Below are 23,911 nucleotides of genomic sequence, written 5' to 3'. Positions count from 1 at the left end.
GCCGGTCGTGTTGCCCGAGTGATGGTATCAACCAGGAGAAGTTTCATCGGGGGTTCTGCCGCGGCGTTGGCGGGTCTCGCCGGCTGTCTGACAACGAGTAATTCCGAACGTGACGCCTCTTCGACTGGCTCCGGCGGCGGCGACGCGGAGACGTACGAGGTCGGGTATCAGGACTTCCAGACGAACATCGAGGCCACCGCGTTCCCCGATACGCTGTACTTCTACTGCGTGCAGTCCGGGTGGATGAACTGGCCGTCGCTGATGCAGTCGTTCGAGGATTCCTACGGCGTGGCGGTCCACGACGACGATCGCTCGTCGGGCGAGGCGCTCCAACACATGCGCTCACACTCGAACAACATGACTCACTCCGGGTACAACGGCGGCTACACCTACGGCATCGTCGCCCGGAACGAGGGCTTTACACAGGCGTACAAGCCGCAGGGGTGGGACAAAGTGCCGGACACGCTCAAGACCGACGACGGGCACGTCACGGCGACCCGCCGGGTAACGACGGCCGTGACCTACCGGAAGGACATCTACGAGGAACGCGGCCTCGACGAGCCAACCACGTGGGAGGACCTGCTCCAGCCCGAAATCATGCAGGACCTCGCACTCCAGACCCCGCAGGCGGCGGTCGGACTCGCGGCGGCGCTGTCGGTCAACAACGCCCGCGGCGGTAGCATGAACGACCTCCAGCCCGTCGTCGACTACTACGAACGGATTCAGGAGGGCGGCGCTGAGTTCACCGACAACTTCCTCGCGCAGTTCTCCCGCGGGGAGTACGCGACGTTCGTCCGGTACGACTACTCCGGCCTCGACCTCAAGTACAACAACGACGAGGTCGCAGAGGAGAACGTCGGCGTCGCGCTCTTGGGCGGCGAAAACGGCAATAAGGGCGCGCTCAACATGCCGTACGGCTACGCGCTCTTGGAGGGCGCGCCGAATCCGGCGGCGGGCAAACTGTTTATGGACTACGTCCTCTCGCTGGAGGGCCAACAGCAGTTCCTCGACGCCTACGTCAGGCCGATTCGCTCCTCGGAGCTGGAGCTTCCCGACGAGTTCATCGACCCGGCCGAGTACGACCGGACGGAGTTCCAAGTCGACTACAGTCAGTTGGTCGACCGGCAGGAGGACATCATCCGAGAGATAACGCGCGGCGCGAACATCTGAGGATGTCCGACCGACACGCCGAGAACAGTCCACTCTCGACGCTCCAGGCGCTCACGGCGCGGGTGGTCGGCGCGTTCGAGACCGTCGCGAACCCCGTCACCGAGCGAGAGCGCGAGTACCGCCGCATCGTCGCGCTGTGCGCGCCGTTTTCGGTGCTTCTGCTCGTCGCGGGCCTGTATCCCCTCTCCGAAGTCGTTCGCATCAGCGTCTCGACGGCCCAGTACCGGTCGGTCGGGTTCTCGCTCGACGCCTACGCGACGCTGTTCGGCGACCCCTACTACCGACAGGTGGCGTTCAACTCCCTGTGGCTGGCCACCGGGACGACGCTCGTCTCGGTCGGACTCGCCGTCCCCATCGCGCACGCCCTCGAAAAATATGACCTCCCCGGCGAGGACCTCCTCGTCACGCTCGTCTCGTTTCCCATCAGTCTCCCCGGCATCGTCGCCGCGTTCATGATTCTGGTGCTGTTCGGGAACAACGGCGTCGTCACCGCGGTCACGGCCGCCCTCACCGGGGCTCGACCCACCGACCTTGCGTTCGCGGTCAGCGTCCCGGGACTGTTCGTCGCCTTCGTGTACTCGATGGTGCCGCGCGCGACGCTCATCCTCCGCGGGACGTACGCCGAGGTCGACTCGGCCGCCGAGGAGGCAGCCCAGGCGCTCGGTGCGACGCCGTTCGAGACGTTTCGGTACGTCACGCTCCCGCAGATTCGACCGGGCATCACCGGCGCGCTGATTCTCACGTTCCGGACGGGACTAGCGATTTTCGGGACGCTCGTCGTCATCCAGACGCTCGTCGTTTGGACGCTCCAGCTCTCGCGGGAACTCGGCGTCGGCTACGACGTCCAGGTCGCCGGTGCGATGGCGACCGTCTACTTCGCGTTCACGTTCCTGTTCACCGTTCTCGGACTTCGGTACACCAGCGCGGAGGTCGGGATATGACGTTGTCCCTCTCGCGTCGATTCGGGCGGTCTATCGTGACGCTGGCCCTGTTCGCGACGGTCGCGTTCCTCATCGCACCCATCGTCCTCACCGTCGTTGCCTCGTTCGCCACGAGTTGGACCGGCGTCCTCCCCTCCGGGTTCGTCACCTTCGAGAACTGGCGGGCGGTGCTGGGGCTCGCGGACACGATTGGCTCACAGCGCAGCATGGGATGGAGCCCCCTGTTCAGCCTCCCGCTCGGCGGCGAGAGGCTGACGGTGTTGGTTCCGGCGGAGTTGGCGTTCAGCATCGGGCTGGCGCTCGGCGGCGTCCTCATCAACCTCGTCGTCGGCGTTCCCATCGCGTACGCGGTCTCCCGCTACGAGTTCCCGGGCAAAGAGTGGGTCAACGCCGTCTCCGTGCTCCCGCTCGTGCCGGGCGTCATCTTGGGTGTCGCGTTCCTCCGAGCGTACCCGGACCTCTCGGCGACGAGTTTTGGACTTATCGTCGGCTACTCGCTCTTGAAAGCGCCGTTCATGGTGATGGCAGTCCAAAGCGAGTTCGAGTCGATGCCGCTGCGGCAACTGGAGGAATCGGCTCGCTCGCTGGGCGCGTCGTGGCCGCGGACGTTTCTGACGGTCATCGTACCGAACGCCCGCTCGGGTATCGTCTCGGGAGCCATTATCTGTTGGGCGCTCGCGGCCGCGGAGTTCAACTTCTCGTACATCGTCTGGGCGAAAGGTACCCAGCCGCTGGCGCTCTTCTTGCAGCGACACATCTCGAACAGCTCGTTCACCAAGGCGGCGGCAGCCGTGTCGATGTTCTTTTTCATCATCGTCGCGGTCACCCTCCTCCTACAGCGGGTCGGTCGCCGCGGATTCGACACCAGAGGTAGCTAATGGCAGACGTGACACTAAACGCGGTCCGAAAGGACTACGACGACACGACGGCGCTGGACGGCGTTTCGCTCACCGTCTCGGACGGCGAGATTCTGGGCGTGCTCGGCCCCTCGGGGTGTGGGAAGACGACGACGCTTCGAACCGTCGCCGGCTTCGAGACGCCGACCGACGGGACGGTCAGGTTCGACGGCGAGGACGTGACGAACGTCCCCCCGGAGAACCGAAACGTCGGGTTGGTGTTCCAAGAGTACGCCCTGTTCGACAACATGACCGTCGCCGAGAACGTCGCGTTCGGGCTGAAGATGCGAGGCGTCGGGAAGCGCGAGCGGCGGAATCGGGCCGAGGAACTGCTCGAAATGCTCGACATCGGCGAGATGGGCGACCGCGACCCGACGAAGCTCTCCGGCGGCCAGCAACAGCGCGTCGGGCTGGCGCGCGCGCTCGCTATCGAGCCGAACATCCTCCTGTTGGACGAGCCGATGACGGGGCTCGACGCCCAACTGAAGGCGCGCCTGCGGACGGAAATCGGCGCGCTACTGGCGGAGTTGGACGTCACCGGACTCTACGTCACCCACGACCAGGAGGAGGCGATGGTGATGTGCGACCGGGTCGCCGTATTGAACGAGGGTCGCGTCGAGCAGGTCGGAACGCCCCGTGAGATATACGAGTCGCCGGCGAACGAGTTCGTCTCGGAGTTCGTCGCGCTCGACGCGCCGGACCTTCCGTTCGTTAGGTGGTGATTCGCGGGGGCAAGAGACGCGGTTGTGGACGGCGAAAAGCCGAGGACACGGTCACCTCGGTCCGACCGCGGCACCGACCCGCTAGCGCTAGCTTCGAATCGCTTCGACCGGGCGCTTGTTGGCGGCTTTCCACGCCGGATAGATGCCGCTGAGAACGCTCGCGAACGCGCCGAACCCGAAGCCGATGAGCAGGTATCTTGCGCTCGCCCACCGGAACACGAGCATCGGCGAGCTGTAGAGCGCGTTGTACAGGACCGCGCCGATGAGCGCCGACAGCGCGGCACCGACCGCGCCGCCGATGAGTCCCAGCAGCGTCGCCTCCGTGAGAATCATCCGGAGAACGTCCTGTCGGCGGACGCCGACCGCGCGGAGCACGCCGATTTCGCTCCGGCGTTCGATAGTGCTCATCAGCATGATGTTCAGGATGCTCACGCCGGCGACGACGAGCGATATCGAGCCGATGCCGAGAAGCACCAGGTTCAGAGTGCTGAACAGCGAGCCGACGCGCTGATTGAGGCCACCGAACGACGACGTTCGGACGACTTCCTCGCCGGTGTTGAACCGGGCCTCCGTCGCGTTGGCAAGGTGCTGGGCCGCGTCGCCGTCCTCGGCGATAATCGTCACCGAGGAGTAGCCCTGTTTGTCGAGCGCCGGCGGCGAGACCACGACGCCGCTGGAGCGGAAGCCGATGCCGCCCTCCGCGAGAATCGCGCGGACCTTGTACGACTGGTCTCCGACGATGACGAGGTCGCCGACCGTGACGTTCAGCTGCGCCGCCGTCTCGTTGTTCAACAGAACGCCCGTGCGGAACGGCTGTGGAATCGTCCCTCGGTGGGCGCTATACAGGTCGCTCGGATGGGTCACCTGCTCGACTCTCGTATAGGTCTCGGCGGTGTGCGACGAGGCTTGGAGGCTCCCTTCCTTGATGGGAATCACCGTCGCGTTCGAGGCGACCTCCCTGATGGCGCTGACCTGCGCTTCCGTCAGGTGTCGCTGGTCGGCGTCCTCTCCGGGCATGACCGTCGCCTGGTTCGTGATGTCGCTGAACTGCTGGGCCGTCCCGTACCTGAGCGCCGAGCCGGTGATACCGAGTCCGGCGATGGCGACCACACCGATGACGATTCCGAGCGCCGCTAAGACGGTCCGAAGCCTGTTACGCCACAGGTTCCGCCAAGCCATGACGACGCTCGGGAATCTCTGTCTGGGGTCCATTCAGCTCACCGCCTGACTCCGTCGACCAGTTCGACCGTCCGGTCGGCGTAGTTCGTCAACTGTTCGTCGTGCGTGACCGCCGCGATGGCGACGTTCTCCTCGTTTTTCATTCGGGTCAGTTCGTCGAGGATGGTCGCACCGGTGTCTTGGTCGAGGTTGCCCGTCGGCTCGTCCGCGAGGATGATGTGCGGTTCGTTCACGAGGGCGCGAGCGATGGCGACACGCTGCTGTTGGCCGCCCGAGAGCTGATTCGGCTTGTGCGAGAGGCGCTCACCGAGACCGACGCGGTCGAGCAGTTCTCTCGCTCGGTCCGTCCGGTCGACGGTCGAGTCCCACATCGAGGGGACAGTAACGTTCTCTACCGCGGTGAAAATCGGAAGCAGGTGGTACGCCTGAAACACGAAGCCGATACTCTCCCGACGGTGGTCGGTGAGTCCGTCGGTCCCGAGGTCCGTCACGTCTTGACCGTCGAGGGTGACTGTGCCCTCAGTCGGCGTGTCGAGTAGGCCGATGACGTTCAACAGCGTGCTCTTCCCGGACCCGGAGGGGCCGATAATCGCGACCATCTCACCGCGGTTGACCGCGAGGTCAACGCCTTTCAGCGCCGCTATCTCCTCGTCCCCGTTATTGTATCGTTTCACGACGTCGGAGAGTTCGATGACGCTCATCGTCGCTTCCAGAGGACGTACGCGCCGCCGCCGAGCGCGACAACAGCGACGAGAGGCAGGACAAGCCCGCCGAGACCGCCGAGCGCACCACCCGACCGGGGCTGTGGCTGTGAACGTCTGTCGGAAGGGCCAGCCCCTGCCTGATTCGGACCGCCCATGTTCGGAGCCGGTCCCGCCGCGGCTCTCGCGCCGGCGCTCGTCGAACTGAGGTTGACTGTCACGGTGTCGGTCCGGCGCTCGCCGTCGACGAGATACCGAACGCGAATCGGGACCTCCGTCGCGTCGCTCTTCGTTCGCGTTATCAGCTCGAACGTATCGAATTTACTGTCGTTGACCGCGCCGACGAAGTACTCGCCGGACGCGCCCATCGGACTCACTGACGCCGTGTCCTCGACGCGCAACAGGACGGACTTGACGTTCGTCCCGCCGACGTTGGCGGCGTCGCCCTGGATCGTGACGATGCCGTCACCCGACGTCTCGACGCCGACGAGTTGGATTCTCCCTTCGAGTTGGTCCTCGTTGGACTCGTTGACCACGCTGAACACGGTTTCGTCGGAGACTGTCTTCGGAGACCCGTCGTTCGTGGTGTAGGTCGCCGTCGCGTTGAGCGTCTTCGGTCCGGCCTCTTCGAACGTCACGTTGTATCGGAACGTCCGGTCGACACCGGGGTCGATAGAACCGGTCACTCGTTCGGGGTCCACGACGGACCCGTTGCCGGAGAGCTGCAGCCGAACGGTCGAAATCGCGTTGGAATCGCCGTTGGCAACCGTCACGTTGACCGGCGTGTCGGTGTTGGCCGTCGGCTCGGACGCCTGCACCGAGACCATGACCGAACTCCGCTTCGTGACGGTGATCAAAAGCGGGTACTTCAGATGCTGGGTGTCACCGCTGTCGGACCTGACGACGGCGTGAACCCGGAGATTGTGGGTACCGACGTCCGAAAGCGAGAGCGAGAGGGGCACGGAGAGCGTGTTCCCGGGAGATATCGACCCGACATCCTCGACCCGAGCGTGTTCTTCCGTGCCGCTGACGGAGCGCACGTACATGTCGGTCAGCGTGATGCTATCGGAACTCGTCGCGACGTTCGTGACGTTCGTCGTCACGGTGAACTGCTGTCCCGGCGAAGGGTTCTCCGTCGAGACGTAAGCGCCGGATATCGACGCCTTCGCCTGCTCGGCCGAGGTGAGACCGACGGAGGCGACGCCGGCGTTCACGACGACGGCGAGCAGCAGCGCGAGCGAAACGACTCGTGTTCGTCTCATACACTCCCTCTCGATGAGGGGTAGTTCGGGGACTCAGCGGTCGATGCGACTAACGCGGCACCCTGTTTCGTACGGTGCCGTTTGGAGTTGTGGTGGAGGGCTACGTTCCGCATTCGTGTAACCAAAAAATGTCTACTGTTAATTATTTTCTGGTTGACTAATCTACTTCACCCCCGACCCTCGTTCCCCGCGTGCGGTTTCGAGGGCTCCGACACCAAGCGGAACTCTCGGGCGACACTCGGCGACTGCCCGCCAATTCCCGCGGCGTCCGGCGGGAGGTGGGGAAGTCGGTACTCTCGACCGTCGCGTTCCACCCGGAGCGTCTCGGTTCCGAACAGTCGGTCGGTGACGGTCCGAGCGCGCTCCATCTCGGCGCGCGACTCGCGGGAGAGTCGCCATTGTGGCCCGAGCAGTCGGTCGTAGCCGACGAGTTTCTCACCCCCGATTTCTTCGCTGGCGGTGCGGTACTCCATCGCCAGATACCGGAACGACCAGTCGAAGACGCCCAGCGCGGTGAACGCCCCAGCGACTACCACCGCTCCACCGAGCAGTTCGACCGCGACGCCGTCGGTCGTCGCGGTACTGAGCAGGCCGAACAGCGTCAGCGCCCCGCCCAGTACGAGCGCGAGCGGGGAGCGGAGCCCGCGGACGACCCCGCCCACGACGACGGCCGCGGGCTTCGGTCGGACGATTTCGGACCCGTCCCGCGAGCTCTCGATTCGCTCCCACTCGGGAGTGTCGGGAGCGAATCCGAGTTCGACCGACGTGCGCTCGTCGAACGCCTCCAGTCGGTCGCGGTAGACGCCGACGATGTCGGCGAGCAGTTTCACCGCGAGCACGAACGCCAGCACGAACGGCGGGGGTGCACCCGCGATGACGAACCCCCCGCCGATGAGGAGCGCCGAGCCGGTCCCGGCCATCGACGTGAGCGCCGACCGAAGCGGCTGCTGCGGCGGGACCGACGCGTAGGCCCCGCCGAGGAGGTAGCGGCCCACGTCCACGGCCCGGCCGACGACGACGGCGAGCACGCCCAACCCGACGGAGACCGACTCGGCGTCGGTGAGCGTCGCGCCCGTTGTCTCGCCGACGCCGCCGACCCCGATTGCACCGAAGAGGGCCCAACCCACGCTGCCGATGGCGAGGGTCATCAGGATGGCCGGGAGATTCGCGACCTGAATCGACAGCGGTAGGACGGGGAGACTGATTCGCCCGCGCTTTTCCGACAGGGCACCGAACACGAGCCACGAGAAGCCGTCCGCGTTGTAAGTCGGCTTGCCCTCCGCGAACAGCGCTTTCACCGCGGCACCGACGAGGCACGCGCCGAGTTCGACCCAGTAGACCGCCAACAGCGCCACGAGCGACCAGTCGAGCGCGAGCACGCCGACGAGCGGGACGGCGTTGACCGCCATCAACACCGCCACCTTCGCTCGTCGTCTCTCGCTGGGTGTGAGCATTGTTGATAGAGAGACATTTCCCTCGGGGCAGTTAGGTGGTCTGACTCGCGTCGGGCGGTCGGAACCGCGTTTCCGCGCCCGGAAAAAAGATTGATGTTGTCAACAAATTATCTAGAACGCGTGCGTCCCTCCATTCGATACCTCGCCTCCCTCGTCGTCGGCCTCGTTGTCGCCGGTGTGGCCGTCTCGGCCCCCAACGCGCCGGGATTGTTTCCCGTGGCAATCGCTCCGCTGTACGCGGCGACGACCGCGCTCGTCCTCCGTCACCGCGACGGGTGGAAGCGACTCTTCCGGTTCGGAGACCAACGCTGGAGCGACCGAAAGCGGGGTGCGCTCGGGGGCGGCATCGGCGCGCTCAGTTTCTCGCTGCTGCTCTCCCTCTCGGTCCCGGCTGGAATCACCGGAATCGGTCTGATGTTCTTCGGACAGGCGCTCACGGTCGCCGACTACGAGTCGCTCCCCGAGTAGTGGCGCGCCGTCGAGGCGGTTGGAGGACGGGTTTCATCAGATATATGACCGGATGACCGAAACGACACATCCGATGGCCCCTCCACGGTACGGCGACGCCCCGACTTCGTCTCTATCCGCCGGCATCGGGTTCCTCCCGGTGCTCTCGGCAAATCTCCTCCCGCTCGCCGGTGTGCTGTGGTTCGGCTGGAATCCCGGGACGCTCCTCGCGGTCTACGTCCTCGAACTGCTGTTTTTGTTCCCGCTTTCGGGCGTGAAGGCGCTGTTCGCCGGCCGGCCGCCGACCTCGTCCCGCGAGGACGGCGTCTTCAGCCTGTCGGAAAACGACCTCATCGACAAGCGCGGAAGCGTCACCATCCACGACCGGCTCCCGCCGGTGTACCCGCGTAACGTCCCCTTTTCGACCGCCGTCATCGGCGGCGGCGCGTGGGTCGGCGTCTTCCTCCTCGCGCCGCTCTCGGAGGTCATCTCGGTGCTCGACGTACTCGCCCGCCCGGAGGCGGTCGTCAGCGTCGCCGCGCTCGTCGTCGGGCAGGCCGGCGAGACCACCGCCACGTTCCTCCGGGGGAACCGATACGCGGAGCGCTCTCCGTACGCCCTCGTCGAGATTCCCGCCCGGCAAGCGATGTTTCTCGCGTGTTTCCTGTTCGTCGTCATCCTCGGCGGCGCGACAGTCGCGCTCGTGGGGTTCGTGTTCGTGAAAGTACTCTTCGAGTGGTCTGGCTTCCGCGCAGAGCAGGGCGGCGGCGGCCGGCTTACGAGTTGGCTCTCCGGCCCCGACAGCGACGCGACCCGCGACGAGGTCAACGTTCCCAGCGGCCGCCCCTCGGTCGCAATCGACGCGGACCGTCGCGCGGTGGTCGCGGCCGCGGTCTGGCGCGCAGTCACCACGACGGGACCGTTCTACGTCACCATGGCCGCGATGGTCTGGATCGGCGGGACCGCGTTCGTCGTCGAGGGGACCACCTCGCTCGCGGTCTGGGTCGGGTTCGGTCTCTTCGGGCTCTGCCTCCTCGCGTTCATGCTCGTCGGCGATATCGTCGAGAGCGTGCTCGCGAGCGGGTGGCTGACCTACCGACGTTTCGGCGACCGCCTCGTCGTTCACGACCGCCTGACGAACGAGTCGCAGTGGGCGACGGCGGTCGGCGACCTCCGCGACGCCGAGGTCGTGGCGACTCGACCCACCGACCGCTACCTCGGAACGCGAACCATCGCGGCGACGGTCGGCTGGGGCGACGACGAGACGGAACGCACGCTCGGGCCTGTTGCTGACGCCGGGGCGTTCGTCGAAGCGCTCGACCTCCCGGTCGGCTCGACCGACCTCCCGCCGCTCGACCGCCGGTTCGTCGGGGCCGCCATCGCTTCGGTCGTCCTCACCGCGATCGGCGTCGTCACCGTGATTGTCACCCCGCTCGGTCCGTCCACGAGTTGGTTGCCCGCGCTGTTCCTGTTCCCGGTTTTCGCCATCGTCCCCAAGGGGTTCTGGAAGCTCGCGCACTCGTGAGGCGAGACGACCAGAGCGGTTTGTGAGCGAACCAAAAAGTGCGGAGAAGAAGACGCGTGAGTGAACGAGTAGAGCCCCGACGAGGCCGCCCGAGACGACCCGGGGACGGACTACCCTCGCGAATGTAACGAGTAGGCGATGAGCACGACGCCACAGAACTGAAACAGCCGCGTGACGAGCGTGAGCGGCTGTTGGTACTGGAGGCCGATGTAGCCCTCGCGCAGGAACACCGACCCGACGAAGGCGACGCCGAACGCGACGGCCGTGAGGAGGAACAGACCCGCGGAGAGCGACCGCATCGTCCGGCTGTCGTGACGGCGGTAGCCGCGATAGGCCTGATAGCCGACGTAGCTCCCGACGAGCGTCGACCCGAGAGCGAGCGAGACGATGAGCCAGTCGAGGACCGCGGATAGCGTCGTCATCTCAGAGGTCCTCCCACATCCGTTTGAACCGGTCTGCGGTGTCGGTCTCCACCTGGCCGGGGAACGACTCGTCGTCGGTGCGCGTCAGCGACGACTCGAACGACCCGTCGTCTAGTTCCACGGAGAACTCGGAGAGCGTGGCGGCGTAGACGCTGTAGTGGTTGTTACTGGTTCGAATCTCGGTCTGTTCGTCGAGGAGTCCGTACGCTTGTAATCGTTCCACCCGACGGTAGACCGTCGGTTTGGACATCTCACACTCGTCGGCAAGCTCTTGTGCGGACATTGGTTTGGTACTCGTCGCTGCGAGGATGTCCCGGGCGTACTCGTCGCTGAGGAGGTCGAGAATATCGCCCAGCGCCGGTTCCTCACTCACGGTGGTCGAATGACTGCTCGTCGGACTAATAGGCCCATGGGTTTCCACCCCTGTTGGTCGCGGCGACCGATTCGGGACGGGTGTACGATGGGGCTGTCGGGATAGCACGGTGGGGCTGCGGGTTAGCGCGGGGATACTGCGGGGCAGTACGGCGATGCTGTGGAGGGACTGTCGCGTCAGCGATGACCGCGATGGGTGCCGGAGTGCTGTCAGAGGGCACAGAACGGTACTGCTCGGGAGGGCAGTACGGTGTCGGTTCGGCGGGGCCCATCGCAGTTCAACCGATGCGCCGGGAGATAATATAAAAAGGGGGCCAGTTTCTGACCCAGAAACTCGCGCGGTTTCAGGCGGGACAGCCGACCGAGCGACCGACTTCGACGAGGCGGTCCGTCTCGACGCCGGTCCCGCGAACGGTGTAGCCGTAGCCGTCGCAGTTCCACGACACCGAGGTGGTCGGACCGTAGTCGATAGTCGCCGGCTGGCCGCCCACCGTCGCGTCGCGCTCGTCGGCGTCGATGTCCAGCGTGTAGTTGAACTTCGCGACCGTGAGTTCGCGGCCGCCGGCGGCGTAGCGGAGTCCGACCCCGTCGATGCGACCGGTGGTCCGCGTGGCGTAGACCAGTTCGAACGCGGGCGGGACCGTCGGCTCGGGGACCGAAACCGAACTCCGCGCTTCCAGGTCGGCCCTGCTCCGGAACCACTCCGTGTTCGGCGTGTTCGGTCGCTCGACGGTCGTGTTCGCACCGATTTCCGGCCGGAACGCGTCCGCCGACACGGCTGCATCGAACGTGACGTTCGTGTACGTGGTCGTCACAGAGCGTCGGGACCCGTCTGCCGTCCACGACGTCTGTTTGCGAAGCGGGTAGAACCGCTCGGCGTCGAGCCACAGCCGCTGGTGGTAGCCCGCCTCGCTTCGATTCGCCTCGGGCGCGATATCGATGACGTACGCCTCGCGCCCGTCGACGGTGTCGGTCTCGACGAATTCGACGACGTAGCTGTGATTCGCGTCAGCCTGCGGGGCGGCACCGGCATGTCGCGGTACGACGGGTAGCGGCGACACGCCGATTGACTGCGGGCGACCGGCGTCGTCGGTCAGCCCCGCGGCCGCGACGAGGAGTTGGAGTCGCTCGGCCGTCCGCGACTCGGTCGGTGGGCCCGTCAGCTCGATGGCGGTCACGGTGTCCCGGTCAGTGTCGTGAAGCCAGAGCGTCGAGCCGTTCGAGACCTGCCGGTCGTACTGTCGGTTCGCCGCGTTCCGAAAGTGAACGCGCTTCCGTTCCGTCTCCGGGACGAGCGTCACGTCGGCGACGGTGCGAGACGTGACCGTTCCATCGGTTCGAATCTCGACCGTCTGCGTTCCGGTGAGCGCGTCGGTTGCGCGGTAGCGCTCGGTTACGTTCGCGTCGACCGAGGGGCTCGCGTCGCCTATCGCGCCGCCCGTCGTCCAGAGGACCGCGGGGAGCGCGACGGCGACGAGCACGAACACGGCGAGTGTACGTCGGTTGGGTCGGAGTGGAGGGCGAGTCATACTGGGAGCACTCTGACAGGGAGTTCGACTGCGTGTCGGGGGGCCGACGGCTAAATACTTCTGGACGACGGGGGCGTTCGAAACCCGAGCGGACCGATAGCTACTCCCTTCGCGGGTGAGATGGCCGGGACATGTCGCCCTCCACTAGCTCCGCAACCCGAAGGCAGGCGTGGCTCTGCGCCTTCCAGTGGGGACTCGTCCAAGCGTTCGTCCTCGACACACTCGGCCGATTCCTTCGGAACTACTACCGCGCGACGACGGGTGTCGCGTTCCCACCCGACTGGGTGGTCTCGATTCAGTTCGCCGCCCCACTCGGCCTCCTCGTCGGCGGCTTCGGCGGCTATCGCTGGGTGACGAGTGGACGATCGGCCGCGTCGGCGTCGGCACACCGCAAGCGGGTCGTTTTCGTCGGGGCGCTGTTCGTCGGCTGGGCGCTGGCTATCGTCCCGACCGCTGTGTTTCAGTTGGTCCTCGACGAGCGTCTGTTCACGGTCCCGTACTTCGTCCTCCCGACGCTCACGGCGCTTTCGGTCTTCGCGGGCGCGTCGCTCCTCGCCTACCGCGCCGAGGCGGGGTGGTACCGAAAGCGGCGAAACCGACTCGTCGGCGGGGCCGCGGGCGGCTGTACCGGCGTGCTGGTCGGGGTGTTCGGCTTCGTCGTCTACTCGTGGTATCTTCTGGCGACGCAGACGAACTACAGTCTCAATGGCGGTGCCGGAATCGTCGCGGCCGCGTGCGTCGGTGCCGCCGCCGGCTACGCCCGGACAGAAGGCGACCGCGCGGGCGACCGAGCGCGCGAGTACCTCGTCCTGCTCCTGGTGTCGGCGCTCTCGCTGTCGCTCGCGGTTGGACTTGTGACGCTCGCCCTCGCCGTCGTCGGCGTCTCGGTGTTCCTCGGCTCGTCGGTCGTCGTGCCGGCGATTCCCGTCGTCGGGTCGGTCGCGCTCGCTGGCTATCTGGCGTTCGTCGCCGAGACGACGCTCGTCGGTCGGTTCGTTGACGGGTGACTCACCGCCCGAGCAGCGACGCTCTCTCGTCCGTTCGCCGTCCGAATCGCCGAGCAGTTTATCAGCATGTGGATGGTACTCAACCAGTAATGTCATGTGAGCGGAGCGAACTGTTCGAACACATCGAGTCCGACCTCATTCTTCGAGAGTTCTTTCAGGAGGTGACCGAATACGCGATATTTCTCCTCGATGCGGACGGGTTCGTGGCGACGTGGAACGAGGGTGCGAGACGGATAAAGGGCTACGAGCGAGACGAGATTATCGGTCGTCACCTGTCTGTCTTTTATCCCACCGACGGGGACGGCGAGTCTCCCGAGACGGTGCTCTCAATCGCCGAGTCCGAGGGAAGCTACGAGGAACGCGGGTGGCGGGTCCGGAAGGACGGGTCGCGCATCCTCGCGCACGTAATCGTCCGCGCGCTGAGCGGCGACGACGGGGAGCTCAGAGGCTTCACGAAAATCGTCCGAGACGTCACCGAGACCTACGAGTACCGACAGGAGTTAGAGCGGAACCGCGACCGCCTCGAACGCACCGAACAACTGGCCGACATCGGCGGATGGGAGGTCGACTACGAGACCGGCGAGCTACGACTGACTGATGGGACCAAACGGCTGGTCGATATCCCGTCCGACGCGGAGGTGACGCTCGACGGACTCGGGGACTTCTTTCACGAGGACGACCGCGCTGTCATCGACGAGGCCATCGAGAGTGCGCGGGTCAACGGCGACCCCTTTGACGTCGAAATGCGGGTAGTAACGGCCACGGGGCGAACGCGATGGGTGCAAGTTCGCGGTGAGCCGACTGACAGCGGCGCCAACGTCCGCGGCGCGGTGCGCGACATCTCGGACAGGAAAGAGCGCGAAGAGCGGCTCATGGTGTTGAACCGAGTGCTTCGCCACAACCTTCGGAACAACCTCAACGTCGTCAGCGGGTACGCGAGCGAGCTGAAACGGGACCTCGAAGCGCTCGACAGCCCGTCGATAGACGAAGACGACTACGAGCGGTTGCACGAGACGCTGGCGAAACTCAGCGAGACGACCAGAGGTATCGATTCGGAACTGCGGACGCTCGACACGCTGGTCGCCGCGGCGAGCCGATTCTCGACGGAGGCGATGGTCTCGAAGACGGACCGAATCATCGAGAACGCCGACAGCCTCGTGTCGACCGGCGAGAAAGCCCGGCAGTTCGAGAACGCCGTGGAGGGGAGCACGGACAGACACCCGGTCGGCGTCAGCGACGTCTTCGCCGATCTCAAACGGACGTACGAACGGAAGCACCCCGAGGCGGAGGTTCAAATCGGACCGAGCGAACAGACCGTGCTCGCGAGCACGCACTCGCTGTACCTCGCGCTCGACGAACTCGTACAGAACGCCATCGTCCACAACGACAGGGACCGCCCCGTCGTCGCGGTCTGGTCGCGACGCCTCTCAGGCGAGCGGGTCGCAATCGCGGTCGAGGACAACGGCCCCGGTATCCCGCAGACCGAGCGGGAGATTCTGAAACGCGGGAAAGAGACCCCCCTGACGCACGGAAGCGGAATGGGGCTGTGGACCGTCCACTGGTTCGTCACGCAGTTCGACGGCGAGGTGTCTATCTTGGACCGCGCCGAGGGCGGGTCGACGGTCGAACTCAGACTCCCCGCGCCGGAGAACTGACGCGGCGTATTTGATATTAATTGAACTATTCAGGTGACCCAGATATTCCAGATAATTCAGATTTGCTGGGTTCTTCTGGTAATGGAGGTTCGTCAAGATACTCACAGTATCCTAACAATGTCGGTACTGCGAAGATGGCCGTCGAGAAGCACGACCCAGAACAGCATCACACTCCGAGAAATTTAGATTAGGTGGATTATTTACTGTGTCTGGTTCGACCCTCGGAGCGGTCGAAGACGGGCTGTCTCACTTGTATCCGACGGAGAGACACGGTCAAAAGAGCACCGTAACCGCAGTACTGAGAGCTCCAGCTAGTGGAAAAGTCGTCGTTATCGAGGCTACCCGCGTAGTTCCAGTTATCCACATATGCACCGAACCCGAGTCGTGTGGGTCGCTTAGATTCTCGTGGTTATCTGAATAATCCACATCTCGCGTAGAATCTCTGTGAGGTCGGTAACGTGCGGTGGTGACAACGTGTGAGAAATCTAAATTATCTGGATTAGTTGAATAGTCGAAGACACACACATAGTTTGAGCAACTCGGCTACTCCACGTGGTGCACAGGAGAGAGCGACCGCGGACAACCTGCGTAGTTGGAAGAACCCACATTCCCTGACAAATCTAGAATATTCAAAATATCCACATAATCTGATGAACTTGGAAAATCGAGGGTATCTAAATTACTCAAGGTTGCGATGGTAAGATAGCGAACGCCTTTGTCAACGGGGGTTTGGTCTCTAGCCATGTCCGGTGTCTCCGATTCTGGCAGCGTGCTGGTCGTCGGCGAGAGCGACTGGGTGACGCGGTTCGCCGAGGGACTCGATTCGCGACCCGGCGTCACCGTACTGAAAGCCGAGACGAAGGCGGCGGCACTCCGCGCAGTCGAAGCGGACGAGGTCGACTGCGTCGTCGTCGACGCCGACCTCGCGGACGCGACCGTCGTCGACCTCCTCACAGACGTTCGCTCGACGGTCGCGACCCTTCCAGTGGTCGTCGCCGCGGACGGCGGGAGCGACGTCCTCGCTAGCGAGGTCCTCGGTGCGGGCGCGACTGACTACGTCGCGCTTGACGCAGACTCGCCGGACGTCGAAACACTCCTCGCGCGGACCGGACGGGCGCTCCGGTCGGCGCGACAGTCGGCCGGCGAGCGCGAACGCGCCAGGCAGTTCGACGCGATGTTCGACGACGAACGGACGGCGACGTGGGTGCTCGACGGAGAGGGGTCGCTGACTCGGGCGAACCGGACGGCGCGGGAGTTCCTCGACGCGCCCGTCGACCCGCTCGTCGGCGGGGCCTTCTGGTCACTCCCGTGGTGGTCGAACGGAGACGACCCGACGAGCGACGACGTGCGACGGCTCGTCGAGGACGCGCTCGGAGGGACGGCCGGGAACGCGGTGGTCCCACAGCCGTCGGAGACCGGAAGACGACGCATCGTCGAGCTATCGGTCCGCCCCGTGACCGACGAGCGTGGGGAGGTCGCGTCGGTCGTGGTCGAGGGTATCGACATCACAGCGCGGGTGTCCCTCGAACGAGACCTCCGCCGCTCCGAGGAACTCCACCGCGTCACGCTCAACAACATGACCGATACGGTCCTCATCACCGACGAGTCGGGGGCCTACACCTACGTCTGTCCAAACGTCCACTTCATCTTCGGCTACACCGCAGACGAGTTGCGCGAACGGGTCCCCATCGACGAACTGCTGGGGGAGGACCTCTTCGACCGCGACGAACTCGCGGAGCGCGGCGTCCTGAAAAACATCGAGAGTACGGTGACCGACAAGGCCGGCCGCGAGCACACCCTTCTCGTCAACGTCCGTGAGGTCTCGATTCGGGACGGAACGCTGCTTTTCAGTTGCCGCGACATCACGAAGCGCAAGCAGCGCGAGGACGCGCTGACGACGCTCCACGAGACGGCTCGCGAGTTCCTCTACACGGGGACTCACCGACAAATCGCCCAGCGCGTCGTCGACGATACGCCCGGCGTGCTCGCGCTCGATGCGAGCGCCGTCTACCTCTTCGACGCTGACGCCAACGCGCTCAGACCGGCGGCGTACTCGCCGGCGATGCGCGAGGCCCACGGCCCGCTCCCGACAGTGCCCGCGGACGGGGAGACGCTCCCGAGCCACAGTTTCGTCGAGGACAGTGCGCTGTACTTCGACGACGTGCACGAGGCCGACCGGTTGGAGAACTCCGTGACCGGTCTCCGGAGCGTCGCGTACGTCCCACTCGGAGACCACGGCGTGTTCGTCGCCGGCTCGACCGAGGTCGGAGCCTTCGACGCGGTGGCGCGGGAACTGACCGACCTGCTCGCGGTGACCGCCGAGGCGGCGCTCGACCGCGTCACGCGCGAATCCCGACTCCGCGAACAAGACCGGACGCTCCAGCGACAGAACGACCGGCTCACCGAGCTAAACCGAATCAACGAGACCATCCGCGAAATCGACCAAGCGCTCGTCGGAGCCCAGACGCGCGAAGAGATAGACTACACCGTCTGCGAGCTACTGACCGCCGCCGACCGGTTCGCGTTCGCGTGGGTCGGTTCCGTCGACCCCATCGGCGAGACTGTCGAGCCCCGCGCGTGGGCCGGCGACGAACGGGGCTATCTCGACAGCACGACGTTCGAAGTCGCGGCGTCGTCGGTCGAACCGGCGGGACGCACGGCGGCGACCGGAGAGGTGACTACCGTTCCCAACGTCGCGTCCGGTTTCCGGGACGAACCCTGGCGGAAGGGCGCGCTCACCCGAGACTACCTGTCGGTGCTCAGCATCCCGCTCGTCTATAACGACCTCTCGCACGGCGTGTTGACGGTGTACGCGACGACGCACGACGCCTTCGACGAGACGGCGACCGCCGTCTTGGCCGAACTCGGCGAGACCATCGCGTCGGCGCTGAGCGCCCTCGAACGGAAGAACGCACTGCTCACCACGGCCGTCACCCGCGTCGGGTTCGCCGTCGACGACCCCACGTTCGTCCTCTCGCGACTCGCCCGCGACGCGGGGTGCACGCTCACCTACCGTGGAGGGGTCCAACAGTCCGCCGAAGGAAACTACGTGTTCGTCACCGTCGAAGACGGGGCGGTCGAATCCGTCGCGGCCGCGGCCGACGAACTGGTCGCCGTCGCCGACGTACGACGGATAAGCACCGACGGGGACGCCGGCGTCCTGCGCCTACGCTTGACCCAGCCGTTTCTCGCACCGGAGCTTGCGGACCACGGTGCCGTCCTCGGCGAGGTGCGAGCGACCCCCGAGGAGACGACGCTCGTCGTCGACGTCCCCGAGAGCATCGACGTTCGGAACGTCACGCACCTCGTCGACGAAGCGTTCGCCGGCGTCGAACTCCGCACCAAACAGACGCTCGACCGCTCGACCGAGCGCGACCTCTTCTCGCGGTTCCTCGACAAGCTGACAGAGCGACAGCTCGAGGTGCTCCAGACGGCCTACTACAGCGGCTACTTCGAATCGCCACGGGAGAACACGGGCGAAGACGTCGCCGCGACACTCGGTATCTCCCCGCCGGCGTTCTACAAACACGTGCGGACCGTCCAGCGGAAACTGTTCGCGACGCTGTTCGACGAGCACTCCGGTTCCGCCACCGGAAGAGGCGGGTAGGTTCGTTATCTAGCCGGTATTCCCTCGACTGGTTTGGTGTGTAACTACCTCATATTCCCTTGTACACCTATTACGCATGGGCAGAGCGTCCGGGACACGACCGGCGCTCGCGAACCATGAGAGATGTCGAATCCACCCCCGGCGAGGAAGGAACGTACGAATGCTTCGAGTGTGGCGGTATCGTCCTCACCGAACACAACCCGCTACGCTGCCCGGACTGCGGAGGAGCGATGCGCAACCGACGGACGGCAATTGAGTAACCGCGCGAGGGCACGGTCGTCGTTCGATTTAAGCCGCTCGGCGTGGAGACCGTAGGCGACGTGACGACTCACCTCGACGACTTCGACCACGAGGCGCACATGCGCGAGAGTTTCGAACTCGCCCGCGAGGCCGCCGCCCGCGGCGACGAACCGTTCGGCTCCGTCCTCGTCCGCGACGACGAGGTCGTCATGCGCGACTCGAACCGCATCGTGACGGAGTCTGACATTCGTCGGCACCCCGAGTTACAGCTCGCCTATCGGGCATGCCGAGAGTACGACCCCGACGAGCGGGCGGAGACGGTGATGTACACCAGCACGGAGCCCTGCCCGATGTGCGCCGGCGGGATGGCGACCGCCGGCTTCGCGCGCGTCGTGTACGGCGTCAGCGGCGACGAAATCGGAGAGTTCACGGGTTCGAGCCCCGGCGTCCGGTCGGCGGCGATTCTCGACGGCGTCACCGAGGTAGTCGGCCCGGTGCTGAACGAGGAAGCCCGGCAGATTCACCGAGCGTACGAGTGGTAACCGACGGCTCGAAAGCCCCGGCCGGCCGCGGCCGAACGGCGCTGCAGCCACGCGCGGACGCCGCGATTGCGGCGAACCAGAATTATCAGTTATTAGATGATTTTATCGAATGTTCTTAATACTAATTTATTTGTCGGTCGCTGAGATGAAGGTGCCAATACATATTCCATCAATACCAGCGGTAAGCCGCGTATAACGCGGGAGTGTAGATATCTCTCAGGAACACCTCCGCCCACCTGAACCGATACAAACTCACCTATCTTAGAATTTCTAAACGAAATCAACAAGAGAATGCAAAATTTTTCTCGGGTGACGTTCATAAATAACTACACAACAGGACGTAATGAGTGAAAAGAGAGCCACCAAGTAAATACCAGTATTCAAACTATTATTACCATCTGATATAACTGACCACGGTGTCCATCCGAACTCGTCGAACCGAGTCGAACACGAAAGGACTTCGGGGCGCTGTCGGACGACGGTCGACGCTCACGAATTTCCGATATCGAGAGGACCGTGAGAACCGAGAGGCGGCGAGCTCATTTACATAATCCGAACGTCGCGTGTTGTTGTGGGTGACCCCCAACTAGAATTACAGAGCTATGCCTGTAACACAAACCGATTTAATTCCACATATCTGTATAATGTGAACACATGACATTGCAGTCATTTACATAATGTAAGTTAGTGATATCCGGAGCATCTCTCCATCGGTGGAGACGTTCGCCGACCTCGGTCAGCGAGATGACTTCCGATATCTGAACCGCCGGCGACCGTCGAATCGCAAGCCTCCGATTGGGCGAGTCTAAATATTTAATATGTTTCGGAAGAGACGTTTCCACTGTCGATATGAGTAGCGACAGAAACTACGAACGAGAGTTCGTACGTACGTTCTTCACCTCGCCGACGGCGGTCGGCGGCGAGAACTCGGCGAAGATGTTGCAGAGCGCGGCACAACTGCGGGGGATGCAGGCCCCCGACACCTGGATTCCGGACAACGAAGACGCCACCGCGCCGTCGATGCGGGCCGAGGGCGTCCAGAACCTCGTCGAGGTCGTCTCCGAGCACGGAGCCGACTTCCCCGGCGAGATTCACCCCCGCGTCGTGTGGCACCGCGACGACCCCTCGACTCGCTACGAGGGCTTCAAGCAGATGCTCGAAATCACCGACCCAGAAAACGGTGCGGTCGAGCACATCGACGGCTTCGTCATCCCCGAGGTCGGCGACCTCGACGACTGGAAGAAGGCCGACGAGTTCTTCACCATCATCGAGAACGAACACGGCCTCGAAGAGGGAAGCCTGTCGATGTCGGTCATCATCGAGAGCGGTGAAGCCGAACTCGCGATGAGCGACCTCCGCGCGGAGAAGGGTAAGCCGTCCAACAACCTCGAACGGCTGTTCCTCCTCGTCGACGGGCAGGTCGACTACACGAAGGACATGCGCGCCATGACGCCGACCGGCGAGCTTCCGGCGTGGGCCGAACTGCGACACAACACCTCCCGCGGCGCGAGCGCCGCCAACTGCATCGCCGTCGACGGCCCGTACGACGACATCCGCGACGTCGAAGGCTACCGCGAGCGCATGGTCGAGAACCGCGCCATGGGGATGACGGGCATCTGGGCGCTCACGCCCGGACAGGTCGTCACCGCCAACGAGGCACCCCTGCCGCCGAAGACCGGCAGTTGGCTCCTCGAACTCGACGACGACGAAATCGAACTCGCGTCCGAGGACGGGGCCGAGGTGTACGACGGCGACGAACTCTCGCTCGAACAGGTCGGCGACGACAGCTACGTGCTCCGCGTCGACGGCGAAGAACAGGAACTCGACGGCGAGGAACTCCACGAGGAGCTCCTCGACCTGACCACCTACGTCCCGAGCATGGACGACATCGTCGACTCCATGGAGGAGTTCGAGGCGGCCAAGGAAGCCGGCAAGGGCGCGATTGCGATGACGCAAGCGACGACGCTCGTCATCGACGGCGTCGAAGTCGACATCGCCAAGGACCGCATGTGGGACGAGGCGACCTATCAGGCCGCGATGACGCCCGTCGCCCTGTTCCAAGACGTGTACGAGCACCGCCCGGACCAACACGACGCGCTCGAAGAGATGTACGGCACCGACATCGTCGAGCGCGCGATGGCAGTCGGGACAGACGACTAACGCACCCGGTCAGTCAGCCACCCAGACAAGTCCAACCAACCGCGTCTGTCCTTTTCGCGCGACGTCCGACTCGACCGCGAGCGAAAGCTTCGGTACCCCGTGAGATCCGCGAGACGGTGTCGGTCACGCGAGCGTCGATTCCAGCGACTCGACGGCGTTCAGTAGCTTGTCGGCGAACTCGCGTTCGAGTCGCGTCATGTCCACCTGATACTTCGGTCCGCCGACGCTGAGCCCGCCGACGATGCGCCCGTCACCGTCGTGGACCGGCGCACCGATGGCGATGAGGTTCGGCGCGAACTCCTCGTCGACGACGGCATACTTCTGGGTCGCGATTTCGTCCAGCGCGTCGAACAGTTGGTTGGGGTTCGTAATCGTGCCCTCCGACTCCCGCGGCAGGCCCCAGTAGTCGATTATCGACTCGACCTCGTCGCGGTCCAGTTCCGCCAGGATGGCCTTCCCCGCGGCCGTGTTGTGCAGGTGATACTCCGACCGGTACCGCGTGCCGTTCGCGTCTCTCCCCTCCTCGGTCGACGACCCGTAACACATGAGCAGCCGACCGTGTTCGAAAATCGTGAAGTTCGCCTCTTGGTCGGTCGCGCGAGCCAGTTCGTCGACGACCCGCTCGACGACCTCGTCGTTCGGATAGCGGTGTCGAGCGCGTTCGCCCAACAGCGCCACCCTGAAGCTGACGTGGTACACGCCGTCGCGCTTGACCAAGTATCGGCTCTCCAAGAGCGTGTTGAGGTGACTGCAGATGGAGCTCTTCGAACTGTCGACCATGGAGTCCAGTTCGGCGAGCGTGAGGCCGTCGTGTTCCAAAATGAGGCTGAGAATCTCCAACGAGGCTTGGGTCGTCTTGAGCCGTCGCCCGGTCACGTTCTCAATCATACCTCAACTATTATGTTGATGGTTGATAACTGTTGCCATAATGTAAATCAACTGAACTGGCGAGCCAGCCCTGTCAATTCGGATATGTTTCTATCCGACTACCCCGGGAACAAACAGCGCGTCGCGAACTCACGGTTCGCCTCTGGCAGCGTCGAACTTCGTGACGAGGAGAGCGTTCAGTGTGCGTCAAATCGCCCGCGACCGTTTCACCCAGCCGATGCGCGTGATTGCCTCCGCGCCGAGTTGGCCGAGGAGACTCGCGGCTTCGAGGTCGTGTTCTTCGAACGCGTTGACGACGACGTCGCCGGCGCTGAGCACGCCGTGGCTTCCGATGGGAACGTACAGCCCGGACTGGAGGGCCCCCCGACTGTGGTCGTCTTCGGTGTGCTCGTGGTTCGCGTGGATGACCGGTTCACCCGTCCGGTACGTCCGTGCCGCCGGCGTGTCCTCGCTGACCGAGTAGTTCGGTCGGTCGCCGGCGCGTTCCAGACACTCCTCCGTCGCCTCGATAGTCTGGAGCATGCTCCGGTTCTCGTCGACCAGCCGAACGGTCGTGTTGACGAGGCCGAGGACGTTCTTCGCCGCGTCGGCGAGTATCTCGGCGACTTCCGCCTTCGAACTCGCGTTCCGAAGTTCCTGGCTCGTCCGTCGGAGAATCTCGATGCGCTGTTCCTGACGCTTGGTGTCGGTCACGTCCTGTACGACGCCGTGGAGGTCGACTGTCCGACCGTCTTCGACCAGCGGTTCACAGGCCAGCCGTATCGAGCGCTCGGTCGTCCGCTCGCTCGCGTACCGCACGTCGACGGAGAAAGACTCGCCGTGTTCGATTGCGTCCGCGAGGTAGGCGAGCACCTCGTCTTGGTCGCCTTCGGCGTACTGTTCGACGACGTCCGAGACGGTTGGCGTCGCCGACGCGTCGAAGCCGTGTATCCGCTTTGCCTCGTCGCTCCACCACAGTTCCTCGCGCGAGACGTCGTACGACCACACGCCAATACCGGTCAGTCGCTGGAGGCTCGCGAGTAGTTGGTCGACCTCCGTTTCCGATGCTGTCGGGACAGCGCGTGCCACGTCAGTTTGATTCCAGTTCGGTGACCTGACCATGAATGTCGTTACGTACCGAGGACGTGAATATAAATCCCCACGTCGGTCGCGACGGACCGTTCGGGGGCGGAGACGTGTCGCAACACCAGAG

21 protein-coding genes are annotated in these 23,911 nt (G+C 64.5%); 12 read left to right on the top strand and 9 right to left on the bottom strand.

The features are described 5' to 3' along the window. Nucleotides 1–66 precede the first annotated feature (66 nt). The 4 genes from BN984_RS15370 to BN984_RS15355 are packed head-to-tail and all read left to right on the top strand — an operon-like array spanning nt 67 to nt 3,729. Nucleotides 67–1,170: an extracellular solute-binding protein gene (locus BN984_RS15370; protein ID WP_081909238.1), complete on the top strand. Its 1,104-nt coding sequence runs from the start codon at nt 67–69 to the stop codon at nt 1,168–1,170. 2 nt (nt 1,171–1,172) lie between these two features. Further along, entirely contained in the window at nt 1,173–2,111 is a 939-nt protein-coding gene (locus BN984_RS15365) for an ABC transporter permease (protein ID WP_049968657.1), read from the top strand. Then, the gene (locus BN984_RS15360) at nt 2,108–2,989 is read left to right on the top strand and encodes an ABC transporter permease (RefSeq protein WP_049968656.1); all 882 of its coding nucleotides are present in this window, start codon (nt 2,108–2,110) and stop codon (nt 2,987–2,989) included. Before BN984_RS15365 ends, BN984_RS15360 begins: the two co-directional genes overlap by 4 nt. Beyond that, nucleotides 2,989–3,729, top strand: coding sequence for an ABC transporter ATP-binding protein (locus BN984_RS15355; RefSeq protein ID WP_081909237.1), 741 nt, complete (start codon nt 2,989–2,991; stop codon nt 3,727–3,729). Before BN984_RS15360 ends, BN984_RS15355 begins: the two co-directional genes overlap by 1 nt. 87 nt (nt 3,730–3,816) lie before the next feature. Here BN984_RS15355 and BN984_RS15350 read toward each other — a convergent pair whose 3' ends face one another. From BN984_RS15350 to BN984_RS15335, 4 genes are all read right to left on the bottom strand, one after another. Then, complete coding sequence (locus BN984_RS15350) at nt 3,817–4,941, bottom strand: ABC transporter permease (RefSeq protein WP_008096778.1); 1,125 nt, start codon at nt 4,939–4,941, stop codon at nt 3,817–3,819. A 5-nt stretch (nt 4,942–4,946) separates the two neighbouring features. Beyond that, nucleotides 4,947–5,609, bottom strand: a complete 663-nt coding sequence (locus BN984_RS15345; RefSeq protein WP_049968655.1) for an ABC transporter ATP-binding protein — start codon at nt 5,607–5,609, stop codon at nt 4,947–4,949. Beyond that, complete coding sequence (locus BN984_RS15340) at nt 5,606–6,871, bottom strand: COG1361 family protein (protein WP_049968654.1); 1,266 nt, start codon at nt 6,869–6,871, stop codon at nt 5,606–5,608. Before BN984_RS15340 ends, BN984_RS15345 begins: the two co-directional genes overlap by 4 nt. Nucleotides 6,872–7,038: 167 nt before the next feature. Next, a complete protein-coding gene (locus BN984_RS15335; RefSeq protein WP_222114938.1) occupies nt 7,039–8,325 on the bottom strand; it encodes a DUF6498-containing protein in 1,287 nt (428 codons plus the stop codon). Nucleotides 8,326–8,445: 120 nt separating this feature from the next. Here BN984_RS15335 and BN984_RS15330 point away from each other — a divergent pair, with 120 nt between their 5' ends. Then, entirely contained in the window at nt 8,446–8,793 is a 348-nt protein-coding gene (locus BN984_RS15330; protein WP_049968652.1) for a hypothetical protein, read from the top strand. Nucleotides 8,794–8,866: 73 nt separating this feature from the next. Next, nucleotides 8,867–10,297, top strand: a complete 1,431-nt coding sequence (locus tag BN984_RS15325; RefSeq protein WP_049968651.1) for a DUF6498-containing protein — start codon at nt 8,867–8,869, stop codon at nt 10,295–10,297. Nucleotides 10,298–10,407: 110 nt separating this feature from the next. Here the strand turns inward: BN984_RS15325 and BN984_RS15320 are convergent, their stop codons facing one another. The 3 genes from BN984_RS15320 to BN984_RS15310 all read right to left on the bottom strand — a co-directional run bounded on the left by BN984_RS15320 (nt 10,408) and on the right by BN984_RS15310 (nt 12,620). Continuing rightward, nucleotides 10,408–10,719 carry a DUF7521 family protein gene (locus BN984_RS15320; RefSeq protein WP_049968650.1) on the bottom strand — a complete coding sequence of 104 codons (312 nt, stop codon included), beginning with the start codon at nt 10,717–10,719 and terminating at the stop codon, nt 10,408–10,410. A 1-nt stretch (nt 10,720) separates the two neighbouring features. Further along, entirely contained in the window at nt 10,721–11,092 is a 372-nt protein-coding gene (locus tag BN984_RS15315; RefSeq protein WP_049968649.1) for an ArsR/SmtB family transcription factor, read from the bottom strand. 343 nt (nt 11,093–11,435) lie between these two features. Further along, on the bottom strand, nt 11,436–12,620 hold the full coding sequence (locus tag BN984_RS15310; RefSeq protein ID WP_049968648.1) for a LolA family protein: 1,185 nt from the start codon (nt 12,618–12,620) through the stop codon (nt 11,436–11,438). 131 nt (nt 12,621–12,751) lie between these two features. Here BN984_RS15310 and BN984_RS15305 point away from each other — a divergent pair, with 131 nt between their 5' ends. The 6 genes from BN984_RS15305 to aceB all read left to right on the top strand — a co-directional run bounded on the left by BN984_RS15305 (nt 12,752) and on the right by aceB (nt 21,831). Next, nucleotides 12,752–13,627, top strand: coding sequence for a hypothetical protein (locus BN984_RS15305; RefSeq protein ID WP_008096766.1), 876 nt, complete (start codon nt 12,752–12,754; stop codon nt 13,625–13,627). Nucleotides 13,628–13,716: 89 nt separating this feature from the next. Continuing rightward, complete coding sequence (locus tag BN984_RS15300) at nt 13,717–15,282, top strand: PAS domain-containing protein (protein WP_049968647.1); 1,566 nt, start codon at nt 13,717–13,719, stop codon at nt 15,280–15,282. Between the two features lie 742 nt (nt 15,283–16,024). Next, entirely contained in the window at nt 16,025–18,889 is a 2,865-nt protein-coding gene (locus BN984_RS15295) for a bacterio-opsin activator domain-containing protein (protein ID WP_008096763.1), read from the top strand. A gap of 116 nt (nt 18,890–19,005) precedes the next feature. Beyond that, nucleotides 19,006–19,149: a rubrerythrin-like domain-containing protein gene (locus BN984_RS19490; protein ID WP_004971811.1), complete on the top strand. Its 144-nt coding sequence runs from the start codon at nt 19,006–19,008 to the stop codon at nt 19,147–19,149. Between the two features lie 60 nt (nt 19,150–19,209). Continuing rightward, nucleotides 19,210–19,671 (top strand): nucleoside deaminase, encoded by a 462-nt coding sequence (locus BN984_RS15290; protein ID WP_222114937.1) that lies wholly within the window; start codon nt 19,210–19,212, stop codon nt 19,669–19,671. An 849-nt stretch (nt 19,672–20,520) separates the two neighbouring features. After that, the gene (gene aceB / locus BN984_RS15285; protein WP_008096759.1) at nt 20,521–21,831 is read left to right on the top strand and encodes a malate synthase AceB; all 1,311 of its coding nucleotides are present in this window, start codon (nt 20,521–20,523) and stop codon (nt 21,829–21,831) included. Nucleotides 21,832–21,954: 123 nt separating this feature from the next. Here aceB and BN984_RS15280 read toward each other — a convergent pair whose 3' ends face one another. Both BN984_RS15280 and BN984_RS15275 read right to left on the bottom strand, forming a co-directional pair. Further along, nucleotides 21,955–22,719, bottom strand: coding sequence for an IclR family transcriptional regulator (locus tag BN984_RS15280; protein ID WP_049968646.1), 765 nt, complete (start codon nt 22,717–22,719; stop codon nt 21,955–21,957). A gap of 186 nt (nt 22,720–22,905) precedes the next feature. Further along, nucleotides 22,906–23,787: a GAF domain-containing protein gene (locus tag BN984_RS15275; RefSeq protein WP_049968822.1), complete on the bottom strand. Its 882-nt coding sequence runs from the start codon at nt 23,785–23,787 to the stop codon at nt 22,906–22,908. Nucleotides 23,788–23,911: the final 124 nt, after the last annotated feature.

The sequence above is a fragment of the Haloferax prahovense genome, from assembly GCF_000723845.1.
In the GTDB taxonomy this organism is placed as follows: Archaea; Halobacteriota; Halobacteria; order Halobacteriales; family Haloferacaceae; genus Haloferax; species Haloferax prahovense.
The sequence above is the reverse complement of the archived record's forward strand: the minus strand, read 5'-3'. Positions and strand labels throughout refer to the sequence as shown.

Excerpts from the sequence above, each read along its gene's own strand:
- BN984_RS15305 (WP_008096766.1), top strand. The coding sequence starts at position 12,752 with ATGTCGCCCTCCACTAGCTCCGCAACCCGAAGGCAGGCGTGGCTCTGC.
- BN984_RS15325 (WP_049968651.1), top strand. The coding sequence starts at position 8,867 with ATGGCCCCTCCACGGTACGGCGACGCCCCGACTTCGTCTCTATCCGCC.
- aceB (WP_008096759.1), top strand. The coding sequence starts at position 20,521 with ATGAGTAGCGACAGAAACTACGAACGAGAGTTCGTACGTACGTTCTTC.
- BN984_RS15295 (WP_008096763.1), top strand. The coding sequence starts at position 16,025 with ATGTCCGGTGTCTCCGATTCTGGCAGCGTGCTGGTCGTCGGCGAGAGC.
- BN984_RS15345 (WP_049968655.1), bottom strand. The coding sequence starts at position 5,609 with ATGAGCGTCATCGAACTCTCCGACGTCGTGAAACGATACAATAACGGG.
- BN984_RS15280 (WP_049968646.1), bottom strand. The coding sequence starts at position 22,719 with ATGATTGAGAACGTGACCGGGCGACGGCTCAAGACGACCCAAGCCTCG.
- BN984_RS19490 (WP_004971811.1), top strand. The coding sequence starts at position 19,006 with ATGAGAGATGTCGAATCCACCCCCGGCGAGGAAGGAACGTACGAATGC.
- BN984_RS15350 (WP_008096778.1), bottom strand. The coding sequence starts at position 4,941 with ATGGACCCCAGACAGAGATTCCCGAGCGTCGTCATGGCTTGGCGGAAC.
- BN984_RS15335 (WP_222114938.1), bottom strand. The coding sequence starts at position 8,325 with ATGCTCACACCCAGCGAGAGACGACGAGCGAAGGTGGCGGTGTTGATG.
- BN984_RS15360 (WP_049968656.1), top strand. The coding sequence starts at position 2,108 with ATGACGTTGTCCCTCTCGCGTCGATTCGGGCGGTCTATCGTGACGCTG.
- BN984_RS15320 (WP_049968650.1), bottom strand. The coding sequence starts at position 10,719 with ATGACGACGCTATCCGCGGTCCTCGACTGGCTCATCGTCTCGCTCGCT.
- BN984_RS15310 (WP_049968648.1), bottom strand. The coding sequence starts at position 12,620 with ATGACTCGCCCTCCACTCCGACCCAACCGACGTACACTCGCCGTGTTC.
- BN984_RS15340 (WP_049968654.1), bottom strand. The coding sequence starts at position 6,871 with ATGAGACGAACACGAGTCGTTTCGCTCGCGCTGCTGCTCGCCGTCGTC.
- BN984_RS15365 (WP_049968657.1), top strand. The coding sequence starts at position 1,173 with ATGTCCGACCGACACGCCGAGAACAGTCCACTCTCGACGCTCCAGGCG.
- BN984_RS15300 (WP_049968647.1), top strand. The coding sequence starts at position 13,717 with ATGTCATGTGAGCGGAGCGAACTGTTCGAACACATCGAGTCCGACCTC.
- BN984_RS15355 (WP_081909237.1), top strand. The coding sequence starts at position 2,989 with ATGGCAGACGTGACACTAAACGCGGTCCGAAAGGACTACGACGACACG.